20 protein-coding genes are annotated in these 17,733 nt (G+C 73.3%); 4 read left to right on the top strand and 16 right to left on the bottom strand.

The genetic code is table 11. From position 1 onward, the window contains the following. The 11 genes from ACXVGS_RS13280 to ACXVGS_RS13230 form a co-directional block, all read right to left on the bottom strand. Positions 1-303 (bottom strand): DUF6390 family protein (locus tag ACXVGS_RS13280; protein ID WP_458537042.1); only part of this gene is annotated, 303 nt, incomplete at its 3' end. Further along, positions 287-526 carry a HypC/HybG/HupF family hydrogenase formation chaperone gene (locus tag ACXVGS_RS13275; protein ID WP_458529140.1) on the bottom strand — a complete coding sequence of 80 codons (240 nt, stop codon included), beginning with the start codon at positions 524-526 and terminating at the stop codon, positions 287-289. The genes ACXVGS_RS13275 and ACXVGS_RS13280, both read right to left, overlap by 17 nt. 2 nt (positions 527-528) lie before the next feature. Next, positions 529-894: a hydrogenase maturation nickel metallochaperone HypA/HybF gene (locus ACXVGS_RS13270; protein ID WP_458529141.1), complete on the bottom strand. Its 366-nt coding sequence runs from the start codon at positions 892-894 to the stop codon at positions 529-531. A gap of 10 nt (positions 895-904) precedes the next feature. Next, positions 905-1,012, bottom strand: a complete 108-nt coding sequence (locus ACXVGS_RS13265) for a DUF6893 family small protein (RefSeq protein WP_458529142.1) — start codon at positions 1,010-1,012, stop codon at positions 905-907. Further along, positions 1,009-1,566 (bottom strand): hydrogenase maturation protease, encoded by a 558-nt coding sequence (locus ACXVGS_RS13260; RefSeq protein ID WP_458532865.1) that lies wholly within the window; start codon positions 1,564-1,566, stop codon positions 1,009-1,011. Before ACXVGS_RS13260 ends, ACXVGS_RS13265 begins: the two co-directional genes overlap by 4 nt. Continuing rightward, positions 1,563-2,957 (bottom strand): hypothetical protein, encoded by a 1,395-nt coding sequence (locus tag ACXVGS_RS13255; protein ID WP_458537041.1) that lies wholly within the window; start codon positions 2,955-2,957, stop codon positions 1,563-1,565. Before ACXVGS_RS13255 ends, ACXVGS_RS13260 begins: the two co-directional genes overlap by 4 nt. Continuing rightward, positions 2,954-3,586, bottom strand: a complete 633-nt coding sequence (locus ACXVGS_RS13250; protein ID WP_458537040.1) for a DUF6084 family protein — start codon at positions 3,584-3,586, stop codon at positions 2,954-2,956. The genes ACXVGS_RS13255 and ACXVGS_RS13250 overlap by 4 nt, the downstream gene beginning before the upstream one ends. 1 nt (position 3,587) lies before the next feature. Beyond that, positions 3,588-4,310 carry a DUF5947 family protein gene (locus ACXVGS_RS13245; RefSeq protein ID WP_458529146.1) on the bottom strand — a complete coding sequence of 241 codons (723 nt, stop codon included), beginning with the start codon at positions 4,308-4,310 and terminating at the stop codon, positions 3,588-3,590. After that, positions 4,307-5,200 (bottom strand): NifU family protein, encoded by an 894-nt coding sequence (locus ACXVGS_RS13240; protein WP_458529147.1) that lies wholly within the window; start codon positions 5,198-5,200, stop codon positions 4,307-4,309. Before ACXVGS_RS13240 ends, ACXVGS_RS13245 begins: the two co-directional genes overlap by 4 nt. Positions 5,201-5,212: 12 nt before the next feature. Next, positions 5,213-6,991: a nickel-dependent hydrogenase large subunit gene (locus ACXVGS_RS13235; protein WP_458532867.1), complete on the bottom strand. Its 1,779-nt coding sequence runs from the start codon at positions 6,989-6,991 to the stop codon at positions 5,213-5,215. Between the two features lie 16 nt (positions 6,992-7,007). Beyond that, positions 7,008-8,078, bottom strand: coding sequence for an NADH-quinone oxidoreductase subunit B family protein (locus tag ACXVGS_RS13230; RefSeq protein ID WP_458537039.1), 1,071 nt, complete (start codon positions 8,076-8,078; stop codon positions 7,008-7,010). Between the two features lie 273 nt (positions 8,079-8,351). Here ACXVGS_RS13230 and ACXVGS_RS13225 point away from each other — a divergent pair, with 273 nt between their 5' ends. The 3 genes from ACXVGS_RS13225 to ACXVGS_RS13215 are packed head-to-tail and all read left to right on the top strand — an operon-like array spanning position 8,352 to position 10,572. Next, complete coding sequence (locus tag ACXVGS_RS13225; RefSeq protein WP_458528891.1) at positions 8,352-8,879, top strand: helix-turn-helix domain-containing protein; 528 nt, start codon at positions 8,352-8,354, stop codon at positions 8,877-8,879. Positions 8,880-8,921: 42 nt separating this feature from the next. Further along, positions 8,922-9,686: a histidine phosphatase family protein gene (locus ACXVGS_RS13220; protein ID WP_458528892.1), complete on the top strand. Its 765-nt coding sequence runs from the start codon at positions 8,922-8,924 to the stop codon at positions 9,684-9,686. Further along, complete coding sequence (locus ACXVGS_RS13215; RefSeq protein WP_458532868.1) at positions 9,676-10,572, top strand: NAD(P)H-hydrate dehydratase; 897 nt, start codon at positions 9,676-9,678, stop codon at positions 10,570-10,572. The genes ACXVGS_RS13220 and ACXVGS_RS13215 overlap by 11 nt, the downstream gene beginning before the upstream one ends. A 107-nt stretch (positions 10,573-10,679) precedes the next feature. Here ACXVGS_RS13215 and purL read toward each other — a convergent pair whose 3' ends face one another. The 5 genes from purL to purD all read right to left on the bottom strand — a co-directional run bounded on the left by purL (position 10,680) and on the right by purD (position 16,350). After that, entirely contained in the window at positions 10,680-12,980 is a 2,301-nt protein-coding gene (gene purL / locus ACXVGS_RS13210; protein ID WP_458537043.1) for a phosphoribosylformylglycinamidine synthase subunit PurL, read from the bottom strand. A gap of 5 nt (positions 12,981-12,985) precedes the next feature. After that, entirely contained in the window at positions 12,986-13,681 is a 696-nt protein-coding gene (gene purQ, locus ACXVGS_RS13205) for a phosphoribosylformylglycinamidine synthase subunit PurQ (protein WP_458528894.1), read from the bottom strand. After that, positions 13,678-13,950, bottom strand: coding sequence for a phosphoribosylformylglycinamidine synthase subunit PurS (gene purS / locus ACXVGS_RS13200; RefSeq protein ID WP_331110878.1), 273 nt, complete (start codon positions 13,948-13,950; stop codon positions 13,678-13,680). Before purS ends, purQ begins: the two co-directional genes overlap by 4 nt. Before the next feature lie 119 nt (positions 13,951-14,069). Continuing rightward, positions 14,070-14,999, bottom strand: coding sequence for a phosphoribosylaminoimidazolesuccinocarboxamide synthase (locus ACXVGS_RS13195; RefSeq protein WP_458528895.1), 930 nt, complete (start codon positions 14,997-14,999; stop codon positions 14,070-14,072). Positions 15,000-15,057: 58 nt separating this feature from the next. Then, positions 15,058-16,350: a phosphoribosylamine--glycine ligase gene (gene purD, locus ACXVGS_RS13190; protein WP_458528896.1), complete on the bottom strand. Its 1,293-nt coding sequence runs from the start codon at positions 16,348-16,350 to the stop codon at positions 15,058-15,060. A gap of 350 nt (positions 16,351-16,700) precedes the next feature. On the opposite strand from purD, the gene ACXVGS_RS13185 reads away from it, so the two are divergent. Further along, on the top strand, positions 16,701-17,714 hold the full coding sequence (locus ACXVGS_RS13185) for a response regulator transcription factor (RefSeq protein ID WP_458537038.1): 1,014 nt from the start codon (positions 16,701-16,703) through the stop codon (positions 17,712-17,714). The last annotated feature ends 19 nt before the right edge of the window (positions 17,715-17,733 follow it).

The following is a 17,733-nucleotide window of genomic DNA, read 5'->3' as shown; positions in this document are numbered from 1 at the left end:
GCCGACCACGGCGGTGCCCACCCGTGGCAGCAGCCCGTTGCCCACCCAGTACGCCTCGACCACCCGGGGGTCGAGCGGGTCGGCGACCCCGACCGCCCCCGCGATGAGCTCGAGGTAGGGCCAGGCGCCCTCGAACTGCCGCGCCATCAGCCGCATCCCGGTGTCGACCACCCCGGCGCTGCCCATCTCCAGGAAGGCGGTGTTGTCGGCCGGCCCGCAGTAGCCGTGCGAGTTGGGCGGGAACGCGTACCGCGCGAAGAGCACCGGGCCCGGCACCAGGCGCGGCTCAGCCGGGGAGGACATCGAGCCCGTCCTCGTCTCCGAAGACCGCGAGCGCGTCGCGCGCCTCCTCCGGCGTCATCCGTTCCAGCGCGAACCCGCTGTGGATGAGGATGTGGTCGCCCGGGGTGGGGGGCTCCTCCAGCAGCCCGATGTTGACCGTCCGGACCACCCCGGCCACGTCGACATCGGCCAGGTCGCCGCCGGCGTGGAGGCCGACGACCCGGCCCGGGACACCGAGGCACACGGTCAGCCCCCCGGCCCGGTCGCGACCGTGGCCGGGCCGCGCAAGGTCACCGAGACGACGGTCAGCTCGTCCCCGCCGGTGACGTCGACGTCCTCACCGCCACACGACGGGCACACCGCCCATGGGTCCATCGACTCGTTGACGTCACCGCAGGTGCGGCAGTCCACCGTGACCGGCACGACCTCGAGGTCGACCTGCGCGTCCGCGGCGACCGTCCCCGCGGCGACCATCGCGAACGCCTGTCGCAGCGAGTCGAGCACCACCCGCTGCCGAACCCCGGCCCGGACCAGGACGGCCCTCACCGGCCGGCCGTCGGCGCGCCGCAGCACGGCCTCGACGATGCCCTCACACAGCCCGATCTCGTGCATCGGCTCCCCCTCACATGGCGCGGATCTTCAGGTAGCGCTGGATGTCGGGCATCGCGGCCCGGACGGCCACGCCGAGCCCGACGAGCAACCCCAGCCGGATGAGCCATCGCATGGTCATCGCCTCCTCTCCGGTGCCTCCCGGTCCGCCCCGCCGGGCCCTGTGCCCGCGGGTGCCCCGACCGGCGCAGCGCCCTCGACCGGCGCCCGCACGGCCTCGTCGACCAGCCGCAGGACCAGCGCGGCGGCGTCCTCCAGCACGGCGGCGACCGGCGGGGACAGGCCCAGCCCGTCGTCCAGGGACGCGGGCTGGCAGCCGACCACCCGGACCCGGCCGAGCCGCCCGCCGAGGCGCGGCACCATCGCCAGCACCGCCTGCGGGGCCAGGTCGTGGGCGTCGAGCATCGAGACGGGCGCCGCCTCGGCCGCGGCCAGGTCCGGCTCGATGACGAACAAGGTCCCCGGCTCGGCCGAGCGGTCCACGGCGTCGACGAGGACCAGGCCGTCCCACCCGTCGACCAGCTCGTAGGCCAGGTGGATCCCGCCGATGCCGAAGTCCTTCGCGGTCACTCCCTCCGGCCACGCGTGCCCGGCCAGCCGGCCCATCACGGCCGAGCCGAACCCGTCGTCCCCGCGGAAGATGTTGCCGACCCCGGCGACGAGCACCCGGTTCACGGCGCCGCCTCCAGCACCTCGACCTCGTCCGGGGCGAAGTACAAGTAGCGGCCGTGCACGAGGACCAGGTCCTGCGCCGGGTCGTCCTCCACCACCACGGCCAGGTGGTCGCCCCCGTCGACGTCGTGGAAGACGGCGGCGACGGTGGCGGTGCGCCCGGCCAGGAACATGTCCTGGGCGTCGGCAGGGCGCGACCCGGGGCGCAGCAGCACCCGGCTGCCCCGGCGCACGGTGCGCCCGCCCACGTCCAGCTCGTCGGTCTCGGGGGATACGCCGGCGTCCCGCCCCGGGTCCCACCACGGCAGCTCCTCCGCGGTCGTCGGGGCGCCCTGCGGATCGCCCGGCGGATCGCCCGGCCCCGCGTCCCCGGTGACCTGCCGCAGGTAGCGCACCGCGCCGTGCAGCCGGTCCATGACGTCGGCCGGCATCCCGGTGACCTCGTCGAGCAGCGCGGCGGCGCGGGCGTCGGTGCTGCGGGCCGCCTGCTGCTCCTCGTCGGTGAGCGTCAGCGCCCGCAGCGTGAGCAGCTCGTCGACCTCTGTGGCGTCGTAGAACGCGACCGGGCTCTCCGGCGCCACCTGCGGGTGGTCGTAGAGGATGATCGGCGAGGCCAGCACCATGTCGTTGCTCCCCGGGTCTCCCACGAGCACCGGGTACGTCCCTTCGTGGTGACAGCTCGCAGCGTACGCGCGGGCCCACTCGGGCGGGTCCGTCATCGACAGCAGCCGGCCGCCGTCCACCCGCACGAGCAGGTGCGCTGCGACCAGGGCCCGGCGCAGCGCAGCCTCCCGGTCGCGCTCGGGACGCCCCGGCTCCGCGGCGGTGGTGTTGTCCAGGCGCACCTCCAGCCGGGTCAGGCCGTACGGGCCCGGCAGCCGCTCCGCCGCGACCCGCAGCACCCCGGTCAGGGGCAGCCGGGTGCGCCGCAGCCGGCCGACCGGGCGGCCGTCCGGCCCGCTGAGCAGCTCGGTGTCCACCCCCGGGGGTATGCCGAGCGGCAGCTCACGCGGCCCGCGCGCCAGGTCGGAGAGCGACAGCGCGAGGTCCACCTCCCGCTCGACGGCCTCGTCCCACGGCAGCCACCGGCGCTCCCCCACGGCGAGCTCGGGCACGTCCACGAACGAGCCGCCACGCAGGGCCTGCACCACGCGCCGCTGCACCTGCAGGAACCGCGCCCGCACCACGAGCCGCGGGTGGGGCCCCTCCAGCAGCAGGTCCGTGCAGGTCCCGGACCGCTCCGACGGGTCGGCGGCCACGGCATCGGGGGGCATGAGCACGCCGAACTGCCAGCGCACCCGGTTCTTGGGGTCGTCGGCCCGATAGGGGTAGAGCAGGTAGCCCTCGTACAGGACGGCGTCGGCCAGGGGACGCACCTGCTCGAACGTGGTCACCGGTCCGCCTCCTTGAGCAGCCGCTCCACCGCCTCGTCCCACGTGGTGAGGGCGTGCGTGGCCCGGTAGGCGTACAGCGCGTCAAAGGTCTCCCGCCCCAGTCGCACCCAGGCGCTGCCGGGGAAGTGCAGGTCCATCGCCTCCCGCCACACGGCGACCGGCAGGGCGAAGGAGGCCTCCTTGTGCCACGGCACCGGCTCCACGCTGACCCCGCCGGGCCCACCGGTGAACACCGTGCCGGTGAACAGCAGCAGCAGCGGCACCGACCCCTCCCGCAACGCGTAGAGGTACTTGTGCGCGGCGACGTCGAAGTCGTAGCTGCACGGCACCGGCAGCGCGACCTCGGTCGCGCCCGTGAAGCCGGGCACCATCTGGGTGGCGAACGCGAGCTGCAGCGGCTTGAGCGTCTCGCCCCACCGGCGCCGCTCGCCGAAGAGGTCCACCAGGCCGGCCGCCTCGGCGTCGTCGTAGCGGCGCCGCAGCGGCTCGATCCGGATCTGCACCCGCAACGCCACGGCATACACCGGGGTGCCCGTCGTCTCGGTGACCCGCAGCAGCAGGTTCACCGTCGGGGCGGCGGCGAAGCGGTCGGCGTCCGCGCCGACGCAGGCCAGCTCGAGGTCGGCCACGTCAGCCGCCCGGGCCCACGGCGCTGCGCTCGCGCAGCCGGTCGAAGAACACCTCGATCTGCGCCCAGACCTCTGCACCCCCGGCGAACCCGGTCCAGTGGCTCCGGACCAGCCCGACCAGCTCGTAGCACGCGTCGATGGGCACGACGAAGCACTCGAACGCCCCCTCGCGCCGGCGCACCAGCGCGGCCTCCACGTCGACGGCCACCTCGGCCAGCGCGGGGTTGGCCGCCTCGACCTCGGCCCACGCGTCGAGCTCCAGCGTCGACTCGGTCGCCCCGCCCGGGCCGGGGTAGCAGCCGACCACGTGCCCCACCCCGCTCTGGCGGAAGAAGAAGGCCAGGTCCACCGGCACCTGCAGCCGGTCCCAGCCGCCCGGGGTGAGGGTGAACGCGGCCACCCGGCGCACCTGCGTCGGCACCGCCCGGTAGCGCAGCCCGCCGGCGCCCTGGCCGGTGAACAGCAGGTAGCAGCCGCGGCAGGTGCACAGCAGCCGGTGGTTCTCCAGGTCCGCGACGTGCCCGTGCCCGGCCCCGACCGGTTCGTCGCACATCTCGCACCGCTCGCCCGGCCGCGGCTGTTCCCGTCGCCGGCCGATCTGCTGGAGCGGGTCCAGCGGTATGCCGTCCGGTCGCGGCCCGCCCGGGGCCTGCGTCCGCGTATCGGCCACGAGCGGTCGCAGGCCGGCGAACGCCGAGGCCCGGGGCGTGCGCGAGCCGGTCACACCGTCGCCTCCCGTGGCAGCGCGACCCGCCACCCGGTGCCCTCGGGCAGCAGGGGCAACGGGTCGAGGTGGCGCCCGTCCGCGGACAGGGACCGCCCGGCCAGCCGGACGTCGTACCGGCTGCCGCAGGCGGTGCAGGTGAGCTCCTCCCGCTCCAGTGCGCTGCCGCTGAGCGGGGCTCCGCAGGCAGCACACTCGTCGCGGTAGGCGTACGGGGTGCCGCCGAGGACGCAGACCGCGACCGGGACCCCGCCCACCAGCCGGCGGGCGACGTGGCCGGCGGCGACCGCGACCTCCAGGTGCGCCCAGCCGTCGCCGGAGTCCTCTGCAGCCTCCACGGCGGCCGGCGCGGACTCGGACGGCGGGCGCCCGATCTGCAGCAGCGGCAACGGCTTCTCCCGGGCGACCACGCCCTGGACGTCGACCGCGACGACCTCCGGCGCCGCGTCCAGGACGGCCCGCTCGATGGTCGTGGTGACGGTCACCGACGAGGACGGGCAGCCGTCGCAGCTGCCCTCCAGCCGCAGGTGGGCCACCCCGTCAGGGTCGATGCCGGCGTACTCGATCCCGCCGGCGTGCGAGCCCAGGTAGGGGCGGACCCGGTCCAGCGCCTGCTGGATCCGGGTGTCCACGTCGTCGGGGTGCAGGTCGTGCAGCACCAGCAGCGAGCCGACCAGGTCGTCCCCGGCGAGCCGGCGCACCAGCTCCTCGCCGCCCTCGACCTCACCCAGGAGGTCGACGACGCGGGCCAGCCCGGCGCCATACAGGGCGACCACGGCCCGGACCAGCTCCTCCGCGCGGTCCGCGGCGAGGCGGTCGGGGCCGTCGTGGAAGGCGTCCAGCAGCAGCTCCACGCGGCTGGCCAGCTCCTGCGCCTCGTGCCGGTTCATCGCGGCCGCCGGTCAGTAGATCGTGGCGGCCATGGCCGGGGAGTGGACCTGCTCGACCACCGAGCCGTTGCCGGTGAACAGGTGCACCCCGCACGGCAGGCACGGGTCGAAGCTGCGCACCGCCCGCATGATGTCGATGCCCTTGAACGTCTCCGGCGGGTTCTCCTCGAAGATCGGGGTGTTCTGCACCGCGTCCTCGTAGGGGCCGGGCGTGCCGTAGACGTCACGGACGCTGCCGTTCCACGGGGTCGGCGGGTAGGGGTGGTAGTTGGCGATCTTGCCGTCCCGGATGACCATGTGGTGGCTGAGCACCCCGCGGACCGCCTCGGTGAACCCGCAGCTGATCGCGTTGTCCGGCACCGTGAACGGCGTCCACGTCTCGGTCCGGCCGGCGCGCACCTCGGCCAGCGCCTCGTCGACGAAGTGCAGCGCGAGCGCCGCGGTGTAGGCCTGGAAGTAGGTCCGGGCGCGGTCCCGCTCGATCGCGTTGCTCCACTGGGGGATCTTCCACTCGAAGCTCACCTCGGGCTTCAGCGCGGTGCGCGGCAGGGTGATCTGCACGCTGTGCCCGGTGGCCCTGACGTAGTCGGTGTTGACCAGGCCGGACAGGGCCGTCGACCACAGCCGGGCGATCGGGCCCCCACCGGTGTCGAGGGCCAGGTGGTCGGTGCCGTCGAACCAGCGCGGCGACATGGTCCAGCTGTAGTTGCCGTTGAAATCCCGGCGGGCCGGCTTGGGGACGGTGTGCTGGTTCCACGGGTGGCGCCGGTCGACCGGGTTGCCGAGCGGGTCCTTGTCGACGAACACCTCGTAGCCGTCCTGGGCCCAGTCCTCGTAGTAGGAGTGGCCGAGCAGGATCCGCATCCCGAGGTTGATGTCGACCAGGTTGTTCGTGACCAGCTGGCCGTCGACGATGACGCCGGGGGTCACGAACATCCGCTTGCCCCAGTCGTTCATGCGCCGGTAGGTGAAGTCGCAGACGGCCGGGTCGTTGAGGCTGCCCCAGCAGCCGAGCAGCACACGGCGTTCGCCGACGTGCTCGTAGCCGGGCAGCGCCTCGTAGAAGAAGTCGAACAGGTCGTCGTGCAGCGGGACGACCTTCTTCATGAACTCCACGTAGCGCATGAGCCGGGTCAGGTAGTCGGTGAACAGCTGGATCGTCGCGACCGTGCCGACCCCGCCGGGGTAGAGCGTCGAGGGGTGGACGTGTCGGCCCTCCATCAGGCAGAACATCTCCCGCGTCATCCGGCTCATCTGCAGGGCCTCGCGGTAGAACTCGCCCTCGAGCGGGTTCAGCGAGCGCATGATGTCGCCGATGGTGCGGTAGCCGTGCTCGCCGGCGTGCGGCGCCTCGGTGCCGTTGGCCCGCTCCAGTACTCCGGGGTTGGTCTCCTTGACCATCCGCTCGCAGAAGTCCACGCCGACCAGGTTCTCCTGGAAGATGTTGTGGTCGAACATGTACTCCGCGGCCTCACCGAGGTTGATGATCCACTCACCGAGGGCCGGCGGCGCGATCCCGTAGGCCATGTTCTGGTTGTAGACCGAGCACGTGGCGTGGTTGTCCCCGCAGATCCCGCAGATCCGGCTGGTGATGAAGTGGGCGTCCCGCGGGTCCTTGCCCTTCATGAAGATGCTGTAGCCGCGGAAGATCGACGAGGTGCTGTGGCACTCGCGGACCTCCCTGGCCTTGAAGTCGATCGTGGCGTAGATGCCCAGGCTCCCGACGATCCGGGTGATCGGGTCCCACGCCATCTCGACGACGTCGCCGGACTGCTTGGTCGTGGTGGTCATGTCGGTCCGCCCTCCGTCACCAGGACTTGGTGTAGCCGGTCTGCAGCACGTTCCCCTTGGTGCGCCACTTCGGCTCCTTGTCGACCGTGTTCATCGTGATGCCGCGCAGCCGGCGGATGACCGTGCCGTACATCGTGCTGGCGCCGGCCGAGACCTTGCTGCCGGGCGGCTCGTCCATGAACGGCATGAACTTGTCCGGGAAGCCCGGCATCGTGCACGCGATGCAGATGCCGCCGACGTTGGGGCAGCCGCCGACCCCGTTGATCCAGCCCCTCTTGGGCACGTTGCACTTCACCACCGGCCCCCAGCAGCCGAGCTTGACCAGGCACTCGGGGGTGCCGTACTCCGTGGCGAACTGGCCCTGCTCGTAGTAGCCGGCCCGGTCGCAGCCCTCGTGGACGGTCGCCCCGAACAGCCAGCGCGGGCGCAGCGCCTCGTCCAGCGGGATCATCGGCGCCTGCCCGGCGACCTGGTAGAGCAGGTAGACCAACGTCTCGGACAGGTTGTCGGGGTGCACCGGGCAGCCGGGCACGCAGACGATCGGCAGCCCCGCCTTGGACTTCCAGCCCCAGCCCAGGTAGTCCGACACGCCCATCGCGCCGGTCGGGTTGCCGGCCATGGCGTGGATCCCGCCGTATGCCGCGCACGTCCCCACCGCGACGACGGCGGTGGCCCTGGGGGCCAGGCGGTCCAGCCACTCCGAGGTGGTCATCGGCTGGCCGGTGGCCGGGTTGTTGCCGAAGCCGCACCAGTAGCCCTCGGACTTGATCTTCTCGTTGGGGATCGACCCCTCGACGACGAGGACGAACGGCTCGAGCTCGCCGCGGTCGGCCTTGTGCCACCACTCGATGAACGTGTCCGCGCCCTGCTCCGGGCCGCACTCGAAGTCGATGAGCGGCCAGTGCACCTGGATCTTCGGCAGGCCCGGCAGCGCGCCGAGGACGATCTCCTCCACGCTCGGCTGGGTCGCGGCGGTCAGCGCGACCGAGTCCCCGTCGCAGCTCAGTCCCGCGTTGATCCACAGGACGTGGAGCACCGGCTCCGTCGTCCCCGCGGTCCCCGTCGACGTCTGCGTGGCTGTCGACATCTGTGGCCACCACCCTCCTGTGCGATCACAGTGGGCGTCCCGGCGCGCGGGCTCCTGTCGTCATCCCCGGCGGCAGGTGCTCGGGTCCCGAGGCACCTCCTCCTCCGGAGCATAGGACGGCCTGGCCGGCGGGCAGGACATACGTGTCCGGACATTTCTGCGACGGTCCGCCAATCGCGGAATCCCCGACCTCGCAACCGGATCCGCCGCTTCCACCACCGTCGTCGCCACGGCTACCGTGAATGACGTAGCCCCACCCGGAGGGGACCTGCGATGGCCCAACCCCCCGACGCCGACCCGGCAGCCGAGCCCCTCCCCGGCGACGGCGCCGGGACCTTGGTCGCGCCCGTCGTCGTGGTCAGCCGCGCCTTTGCAGCCCGGCCCGCCTCCTGGGTCGAGGCCCAGGAGTTCCTGGACCAGACCCTCGCCGGACTCGACCTCGAGCCGGCCGGCCCGCGGGCGATCCAGGACTCCATCGGCGAGGCGCTGCTGGCCTCGGCCCGCCCCGGGGTCGGCTCCTTCCAGGTCGCGGTGCGGATCTTCCCCGACGAGGTGGAGGTTGAGGTCCTCAGCACCGAGCAGCTGGTGGACGCAACGCAGGGCTACCCGCCGGTGCCCAGCTCGTTCGCCGCGTGGATCGCCGAGGTGCTGCAGCGACAGGGCCTGTCCCAGGAGGCCGCGGCCCGCCAGCTGGGCGTCTCGGTGCGCACCGTCGGCCGCTGGGTCCGTGGGCAGTCCGAGCCGCGGCTGCGCGAGCTGCGCCGGGTCCACCAGGTCTTCGGGCGCGGCTCGCCCGGCTAGCTGCCGTCGCGGGCGGTGCGTCTTTGGGTCAGGATGAGGCCCATGCCACGAGGAGAGCTGGTCGTCTCCCGCCGCTGGCCCGCGGAGATCGTGCTGGTGCGGCACGGGGAGAGCGTCGGCAACATCGCCGCGGCCGAGGCCGGTCGCAGGGGGGCCGCGCGCCTGGACCTGGACTTCCGTGACGCCGACACGCCGCTGTCGGACACCGGGCGTCGTCAGGCCGCCGCGGTCGCGACCTTCGTCGCCGACGACGATGACCACCGACCTGACCTCGTCGTGAGCTCGCCGTACCGGCGCGCCGCCCAGACGGCACAGGCCGCGCTCGACGCCTGGGGCACCGACCACCTGGTGCTGGACGAACGACTGCGGGAGCGCGACCTCGGTGCCTTCGACGGGCTCACCTCGGCGGGCATCCGCGAGGAGTACGCCGCGGAGGCCGAGCGCCGCGCGCGGCAGGGCAAGTTCTACTACAAGCCTCCGTCCGGGGAGAGCTGGTGCGACGTCACGCTGCGGGTCCGCTCGCTGCTGGGCGACCTGCGCGAGGGGTATGAAGGCCGGCGGGTCTGGCTGTTCACCCACCAGGCCGTGATCATGAGCTTCCGCTACGTCCTGGAGCACCTCACCGAGCAGGAGCTGCTCGAGGTCGACCGCACCACCGACCTGCCGAACTGCTCGATCACCTCCTACCGATCCACCGGCACCGGCATGCGGCTGGTGCAGTTCGCCGACACCACGGCCCTGGAGCGTGCCGAGGTCCCGCAGACCACCGAACCGGGCCGGGCGAGGGAGGCCACCCATGGCGGCTGAGTTGAGCACGCCGACGCCGATCACCACCGACCTGCTGCGCGGGTGGTCGCTGCCCGTTCCCGGCACGGACAAGGAGTCGCGAGGGCGGACCCTCGTCGTGGGCGGGACCGCCCACACGCCGGGTGCCGTGCTCCTCGCGGCCGAGGCGGTCCTGCGCGCGGGGGCCGGCAAGCTGCAGGTGGCCACGACCGAGCCGGTGGCCGCCGCCCTGGCCGTGGCCCTGCCCGAGGCGCTGGTCGTGCCGCTGCCGACGACCCGGGACGGGTCGCTGGACCCGGCGGACGCCGCCGACCGGGTGCTCGAGCTCGCCGGCGGTGTCGACGCGGTGCTGCTGGGCCCGGGCTTCTCCGACGTCGACGCCTCCCGCGAGCTGCTCGAGGCGCTGGTGCCCCGACTGGAAGGCGCCGCCGTCCTCGACGCCCTTGCCTCCGCCTACGTCACCGCCCACCGCGACGGCCTGCGCCACCTCGACGGGCGCGCCGTCCTCACCCTCAATCCCGACGAGCTCGCCAAGACCCTCGACGTGCCCGAGGACCGGGCGGACGACGACCCGGTCGCCGCGGCCCGTGAGCTGGCCGAGGCGACCGGCTCCGTCGTCCTGTGCGGCGGCCAGGGCAAGGCGGTCGCCGCCCCCGACGGACGCACCTGGACCTGCGACGCCGGCGGGCCGGGCCTGGGGGTCTCGGGCTCCGGTGACGTCCAGGCCGGGCTGGTGGCCGGGCTGCTGAGCCGGGGCGCCGACCCAGCCCAGGCCGCCTGCTGGGGTGGGCACCTGCACGCCCTGGCCGGGGACGAGCTGGCAGCCCGTGTGGGCACGGTCGGCTTCCTCGCGCGGGAGATCGCCGGCTGCGTGCCGCACCTGCTGGACCACCTCGCCGGCAGCTGAGCCCCGGCCGTGAGGCCTCCACCGGACACGCGTCAGCCCGCCTTCCCGACCCCCGAAGGGGCCGCAAACGCGGGCTGGGCGGTGTCCGGTCGGGCTATGCCGGGTGGTCAGCGGCCGAAGACCGCCGGCAGGGTCGCCGTGTGCGCCTCGCGCAGCTCGCCGAGGCCGAGCTGGAACTGGCCCTGCACGTCGAGGCCGTCGGTCTGGTCGTCGACGACGCCGATCCGGGCGTGGGCGAAGCCGCGGGCCGAGCACATGTCGGTGAACCGCACCTCCTCCGAGCGAGGCACGGCCACGATCGCGCGGGCGGTGGACTCGCTGAACAGCGCCGTGAACGCGTCGATGCCGTCGCGCTCGCAGACCTCCTCCAGCCAGACCCGGGCGCCGACACCGTGGCGCAGCGTGGCCTCGGCGAGGGCGATCGCGAGGCCGCCGTCGGACAGGTCGTGCGCGGCGTCGATGAGGCCGTCGCGCGAGGCGTTGACGAGGATCTCGCCGAGCTGGCGCTCGAGGTCGAGGTCGACCCGCGGGGGCAGCCCGCCGAGGTGGTCGTGGATGACGCTGGCCCACTCCGAGCCGGCCAGCTCCTCGCGCGTGGTGCCGAGCAGGTAGATGACCTGGCCCGGGGTCTTCCAGCCCGAGGGCGTGCGGCGGGCCACGTCGTCCATCACGCCGAGGACGCCGACCACCGGGGTCGGGTGGATCGCCACGTCACCGGTCTGGTTGTAGAACGAGACGTTGCCCCCGGTCACCGGGATGCCCAGCTGCTGGCAGCCGTCGGCCAGGCCGCGCACCGCCTCGGCGAACTGCCACATCACGCCCGGGTCCTCCGGCGAGCCGAAGTTGAGGCAGTCGGTGATCGCCAGCGGCGTCGCCCCGGCGGTCGCGACGTTGCGGTAGGCCTCGGCCAGCGCGAGCTGCGCCCCGGCATACGGGTCGAGCTTGGCGAACCGGCCGTTGCAGTCGGTCGAGATGGCGACCCCGCGGCCGCTCTCCTCGTCGACCCGCACCACGCCGGCGTCGTCGGGCATGGCCAGGGCGGTGTTGCCGCGGACGTAGCGGTCGTACTGGTCGGTGACCCACGACTTGTCGCACAGGTTCGGCGAGCCGATGAGGCGGATCAGGGTGTCGCGCAGCTCGTCACCGGTGGTGGGGCGGGGCAGGTCCTGCGGACCGCCGGCCTGCAGGCCGTCGAGGTATGCCGGCCGCTCCAGCGGGCGCTCGTAGACCGGGCCGTCGTGGGCCACCGAGCGAGGCGGCACGTCGACGATGACCTCGTCGTGCCAGAGCACCTCGAGGCGGTCGCCCTCGGTGACCTCGCCGATGACCGTGGCCTCGACGTCCCACTTGCGGGTGATCGCGAGGAACTCCTCGAGCTTGCCGGGCTCGACGACCGCCATCATGCGCTCCTGCGACTCGCTCATGAGGATCTCCTCAGGGCGCAGCGTCGCGTCGCGCAGCGGGACCAGGTCGAGGTGGACCCGCATGCCGCCGTCGCCGTTGGAGGCCAGCTCGCTGGTCGCGCAGGACAGCCCGGCGCCGCCGAGGTCCTGGATTCCGTCGACCACGTGCGCGGCATACAGGTCCAGGCAGCACTCGATGAGCACCTTCTCGGCGAACGGGTCGCCGACCTGCACCGCGGGGCGCTTGGTCGGGCCGCCCTCGTCGAAGGTCTCGGAGGCGAGCACGGAGACGCCGCCGATGCCGTCGCCGCCGGTCTTGGCGCCGAACAGGACGACCTTGTTGCCGACGCCGGAGGCCTTGGCCAGGTGGATGTCCTCCACCCGCATGGCGCCGACGCACAGGGCGTTGACCAGCGGGTTGCCCTGGTAGCAGGAGTCGAAGACGACCTCGCCGCCGATGTTGGGCAGGCCCAGGCAGTTGCCGTAGCCGCCCACGCCGGCGATGACGCCGGGCAGCACCCGGTGGGTGTCGGGGTGGTCCAGGGCGCCGAAGCGCAGCGGGTCCATCACGGCCAGCGGGCGGGCGCCCATGCTCATGATGTCGCGGACGATGCCGCCGACGCCGGTGGCCGCGCCCTGGTAGGGCTCGACGTAGGAGGGGTGGTTGTGGCTCTCGACCTTGAAGGTCACCGCCCAGCCGTCGCCGATGTCGACGACGCCGGCGTTCTCGCCGATGCCGACGAGCAGCTTCTCGCGCATCGCGTCGGTGGTCTTGTCGCCGAACTGGCGCAGGTGGACCTTGGAGGACTTGTAGGAGCAGTGCTCCGACCACATGACCGAGTACATCGCCAGCTCGGAGCTGGTGGGACGCCGGCCGAGGATGTCGCGGATGCGCTGGTACTCGTCGGGCTTGAGGCCCAGCTCGGCCCACGGCTGCTCGACCTCCGGCGTGCCGGACGCCGCCGAGACGGTGTCGAGCGCGGGCTTGCTGTGGCTGGTCTCCAGGGTGCTCACGCGTTCACCACCGAGGTCAGGACGGACGTGAAGAAGGGCAGGCCGTCGAGCGAGGGGCCGTAGCCGGGCTCGACGCAGTGCTCCGGGTGCGGCATGAGCCCGACGATGTTGCCGCGCTCGTTGGTGACGCCGGCGATGTCGCGGTAGGACCCGTTGGGGTTGCGGCCGCCGAGGCCGTCGCCGTCGCGCACGACGTAGCGGAACGCCACCCGACCCTCACCCTCGAGCTCGTCGAGCGTGCGCTGGTCTGCCACGAAGCCGCCCTCGCCGTTCTTGAGCACGATGGTGATCTCCTGGCCCTGCGCGAAGTCGGAGGTCCAGGCGGTGGCGGTGTTCTCGACCCGCAGCACCTGGTCGCGGCAGACGAACTTGCGGTGGTCGTTGCGGATCAGCGCGCCGGGCAGCAGGTGCGACTCGCACAGCACCTGGAAGCCGTTGCAGATGCCGAGCACCGGCAGGCCCCCCTTCGCGGCCGGCACGAGCACGTCCATGACCGGGGCGAAGCGGGCGATGGCGCCGCAGCGCAGGTAGTCCCCGTAGGAGAAGCCTCCGGGGAGCACGACGGCGTCGACGCCGCGCAGGTCGGCGTCGCCGTGCCACAAGGCGACGGGCTCACCGCCGGCGACCCGGATCGCCCGGGTCGCGTCGTGGTCGTCCAACGACCCGGGGAAGGTGACGACCCCGATCCTCATGCGGGCTGCCCGGCGGTCTCGTCGGTCAGCTCCGCCACGCGGACGACGTCCTCGATGACCGGGTTGGACAACAGCTTCTCGGCCGCCTCGCGGGCGGCGGCGAGGACCTCCTCGGTCACCTCGCCGTCGACGGTCAGCTCGAACCGCTTGCCCTGGCGGACGTCGGTGAACTGGGTGAACCCGAGCCGCGGGAGTGCGCCGGCGACGGCCTGCCCCTGGGGATCGAGAATCTCGGACTTCAGCATCACGTCGATGACGACGGTTCCCATGCGAGGTGCTCCTCGGGGCGCGGCCCTGCCGGGCCTGGCGTGCGGGGTCGCCCTGAGGATAACCGCCGACGTCGGGGGCCCCGACGGCGCATCCACCCGGCGGGCGACCGGTCCGCCGCTCAGCCGAACCGGCGCCCGGTCAGCGCCTCGTAGGCCTCGACGTACTTGGCCCGGGTCTGCTCGACGATCGCCTCCGGCAGCGGCGGCGGCGCCTCGCCGGAGTGCCGGTCCCAGCCGCTGGCCGGGGAGGTGAGCCAGTCGCGGACAAACTGCTTGTCGTAGGACGGCTGCGCTCGCCCCGGCTGCCACTGGTCGGCCGGCCAGAAGCGGGAGGAGTCGGGGGTGAGCACCTCGTCGGCCAGGACGATGCCCGGCCGGCCCGCCTCGTCGGCGGCGGCCGGGTCCAGCCCGAACTCCACCTTGGTGTCGGCCAGGAGTATCCCGCGCTCCGCCGCCACCGCGTTGCCGCGGGCCAGGATCGCGGTGGTCAGGTCACGCACCCGGGAGGCCAGGTCGGCCCCGACCTCCGCCTCGACCTGCGCGAAGGTCATCGGCTGGTCGTGCTCGCCCACCGGCGCCTTGGTCGTGGGCGTGAAGATCGGCTCCGGCAGCCTCGAGCCGTCCTCCAGCCCCTCCGGCAGGGTGACGCCGCAGACCGAGGAGGTCTGGCGGTACTCCGCCAGGCCGCTGCCGGTGAGGTAGGCCCGGCCGATGCACTCCACCGGGACCATCTGGAGCCGGCGCACCAGCACCGCCCGGCCGGCGACCGCGGCCGGCACGTCGGTGGAGATGACGTGGTTGGGCAGGATGTCGGCGAGCTGCTCGAACCACCACAGCGACAGCTGGGTCAGCACCGCGCCCTTGTCGGGGATCTCGGTGTCGAGGATGAAGTCGTAGGCCGAGATCCGGTCGGAGGCCACGAGCAGCAGCTGGTCCTCGCGGGGCTCGCCTGTGCCGGGGTCGACCGGCGCGTAGAGCTCGCGGACCTTGCCGGAGTAGACGTGGGCGAAGCCGGGCAGGGCGGGCGGCGTGGTGGCGACCGAGGTCATGGCCCCCATCCTCGCAGCCCGCCCTCCTGCGGTGCGCGACCGGTGAAGACGCGGCCGGTCAGGCGGGAGGTTGGGTGGGGACGGAGACCTCGCCGCGCTGGGCGGCGAGCGCGATGTCGGTGCGGTGGTGCGAGCCGTCGAGGCTGATCCGGTCGACCGCCCGGTATGCGCGGTCGCGGGCCTCACCGAGATCGCCGCCCATGGCGACGACGGACAGCACCCGGCCGCCCGCGGAAACCACGGCGCCCTCGCGCCCGGGCGCGGTACCGGCGTGCAGCACCCAGGCCTCGTCGCCGACCTGGCCCAGGCCGTGGATCTCGTCTCCGGTGCGGGGGCTGTCGGGGTAGCCCTTGGAGGCGATGACGACGGTGACGGCGTGCTCGGGGTGCCAGCGCAGCTCGCCCACCTGGTCGAGGGTGCCGGTCGCGCAGGCGTGCAGCAGCCCGCCGAGCGGAGTGGCCAGGCGCGCGAGGACGACCTGCGTCTCGGGGTCGCCGAAGCGGGCGTTGAACTCCACCACGCGCGGCCCGCGGGAGGTCAGTGCGAGGCCGACGTAGAGCACCCCGGCGAACGGCGTCCCGCGGTGACGCATCTCGTCCACCGTGGGCTGGGCCACCCGGGCGACGACGTCCTCGACCAGGCCCTCGGGCGCCCAGTCCAGCGGTGAGTAAGCCCCCATGCCGCCGGTGTTGGGCCCCTCGTCCCCGTCGCCGACCCGCTTGAAGTCCTGCGCCGGGGTCAGCGGCACGACAGTGGTGCCGTCGGTCAGGCAGAACAGCGACACCTCGGGCCCGTCGAGGTACTCCTCGACGACGACCCGGCCGCCCTCCTTGGCCAGGCACTGCGCCGCATGGGCGACCGCCTGGGCGCGGCTCTGGGTCACCACGACGCCCTTGCCGGCGGCCAGTCCGTCGTCCTTGACCACGTAGGGGGCGCCGAGCGCGTCCAGCGCGTCGGTCACGTCGTCCAGGCTCGTGCACACGTGGGCGAGCGCGGTGGGCACGCCGGCGGCGGCCATGACCTCCTTGGCGAAAGCCTTGCTGCCCTCGAGCCGGGCGGCCTGCGCGGTCGGCCCGAAGCAGGCGATCCCGCGGGAGCGCACGGCATCGGCGACGCCGGCGACCAGCGGCGCCTCCGGCCCGATGACGACCAGGTCGGCGTGCACCTCGGCGGCCAGGTGGGCGACGCCTGGGCCGTCGAGCAGGCCGCCTGGCAGGTCGCGGCACAGCGCGATCGTGTCGATCCCCGGGTTGCCCGGGGCTGCGATGACGGCGTCGACCGTGGGGTCGGCGGTCAGGGCGCGGACGATGGCGTGCTCGCGGGCACCGGATCCGATGACGAGAACCTTCACCCGCGAGAGCCTAAGGGAGCCGCCGTGGCGCCGGTCCGGGGTGGCACGACGAGGTGACCGACCCGGCAAACCGGTGGGGAAGGGGCGAAAAATGATGTGCGCGGCGTCCCCGGGAGGCAGGGGGGGCTTCTCCCGGGGACGCCGCGACCAGCGCGTGGTCGCCCGGCGGGGGGACCGGCGACTCTTCGCGCCTCGGCCGGTCTAGCCGGCTGACATCACTCTCGCAAAGATCACGAAGGGGTGTAAGCCCTTTGACTGGCGGACTACAGTCAATGTCGGTATCCCGCCACCTCGACCGGTCCCCCACCCGAGGGGACTGGGGTGCACTGGGACCCGAAGGAGGCACCGCCGTGGTGAAGGCCCCACTCTTCGCCAACCGCACTCCCGGTCTGGCGTCCGAACCGCCTGACGCGGTCACCGAAGGCCTGATCACGCGCGTCTACCTGGCCATCCTCCAGCACGCCCACCCCACCCGGGAGCTGCTCGTCGCGCAGGGGATCGAGGGCGAGGCGGTCGACCGGGTCGTCCGCATCCTGGCGCAGCGCGGACTGGTCGACGTCCACGCCGACGGCAGCTGGGACCCCACCCCGCCCGACGTGGCGCTGCCGGCGCACGCGGTCAACCTCGAGCGTCGTGCCCGCGAGGCCCGCTCCGCGGCGCACGAGCTCAGCCAGGTCTACTACCAGGCCCGCAGCGACAGCGCCCGTCGGCTGGAGGGCATCTCGGTGCTCAACTCCCTGGACGACCTGCACACCGCCACCGCCGAGATCGTGGCCACTGCCACGCAGTCGCTGCGCACCGCGCGCAACATCTCGCCCCGCACCCGGGTGCTGTTCGACGCCCCCCTGTCCAGCCACCGGGACCGCAGCTACTCCTCCGAGGGCATCGAGCTCAGCCTGCGGACCACCTACGACGCCAAGGTGCTGGAGTGGGACAACGCCAGCGAGGTCCTCGCGGCCCGCGCCGAGGGCGGGGAGAAGTACCGGTTCACCTACGACCTGCCGTTCTCCGCCGTGGTGGTCGACGACACCGCCGCGGTGCTCGACCTGTCGTCGTACGACGAGAGCGGGCACGGGTCGCTGCTGATCCGCTCCCGGCCGTTGGTGCTGGCCCTGGGGGCCACGCTCGACGCCATCTGGCGCCTCGCCATCCCCACCTCACGGATGTCGGCCCAGGGGGTCGACAAGCGCGACCTGCACATCCTGTCGCTGCTGGCCGGCGGCGCCTCCGACGCGACCATCTCCCGGCAGACCGGCGTCTCCCAGCGCACGGTCGAGCGCCGCGTGCGGGCGCTGATGGACCAGCTCGGCGCGGGCACCCGCTTCCAGGCCGGCGTGCAGGCCGCCCGGCGCGGGTTGATCTAGCGGAGTCCCGCCGGGGTCA

The organism is Oryzihumus sp. (genome assembly GCF_054325275.1).
Note: the sequence above shows the minus strand (reverse complement) of the source record. Positions and strands in the feature narration are given on the sequence as shown.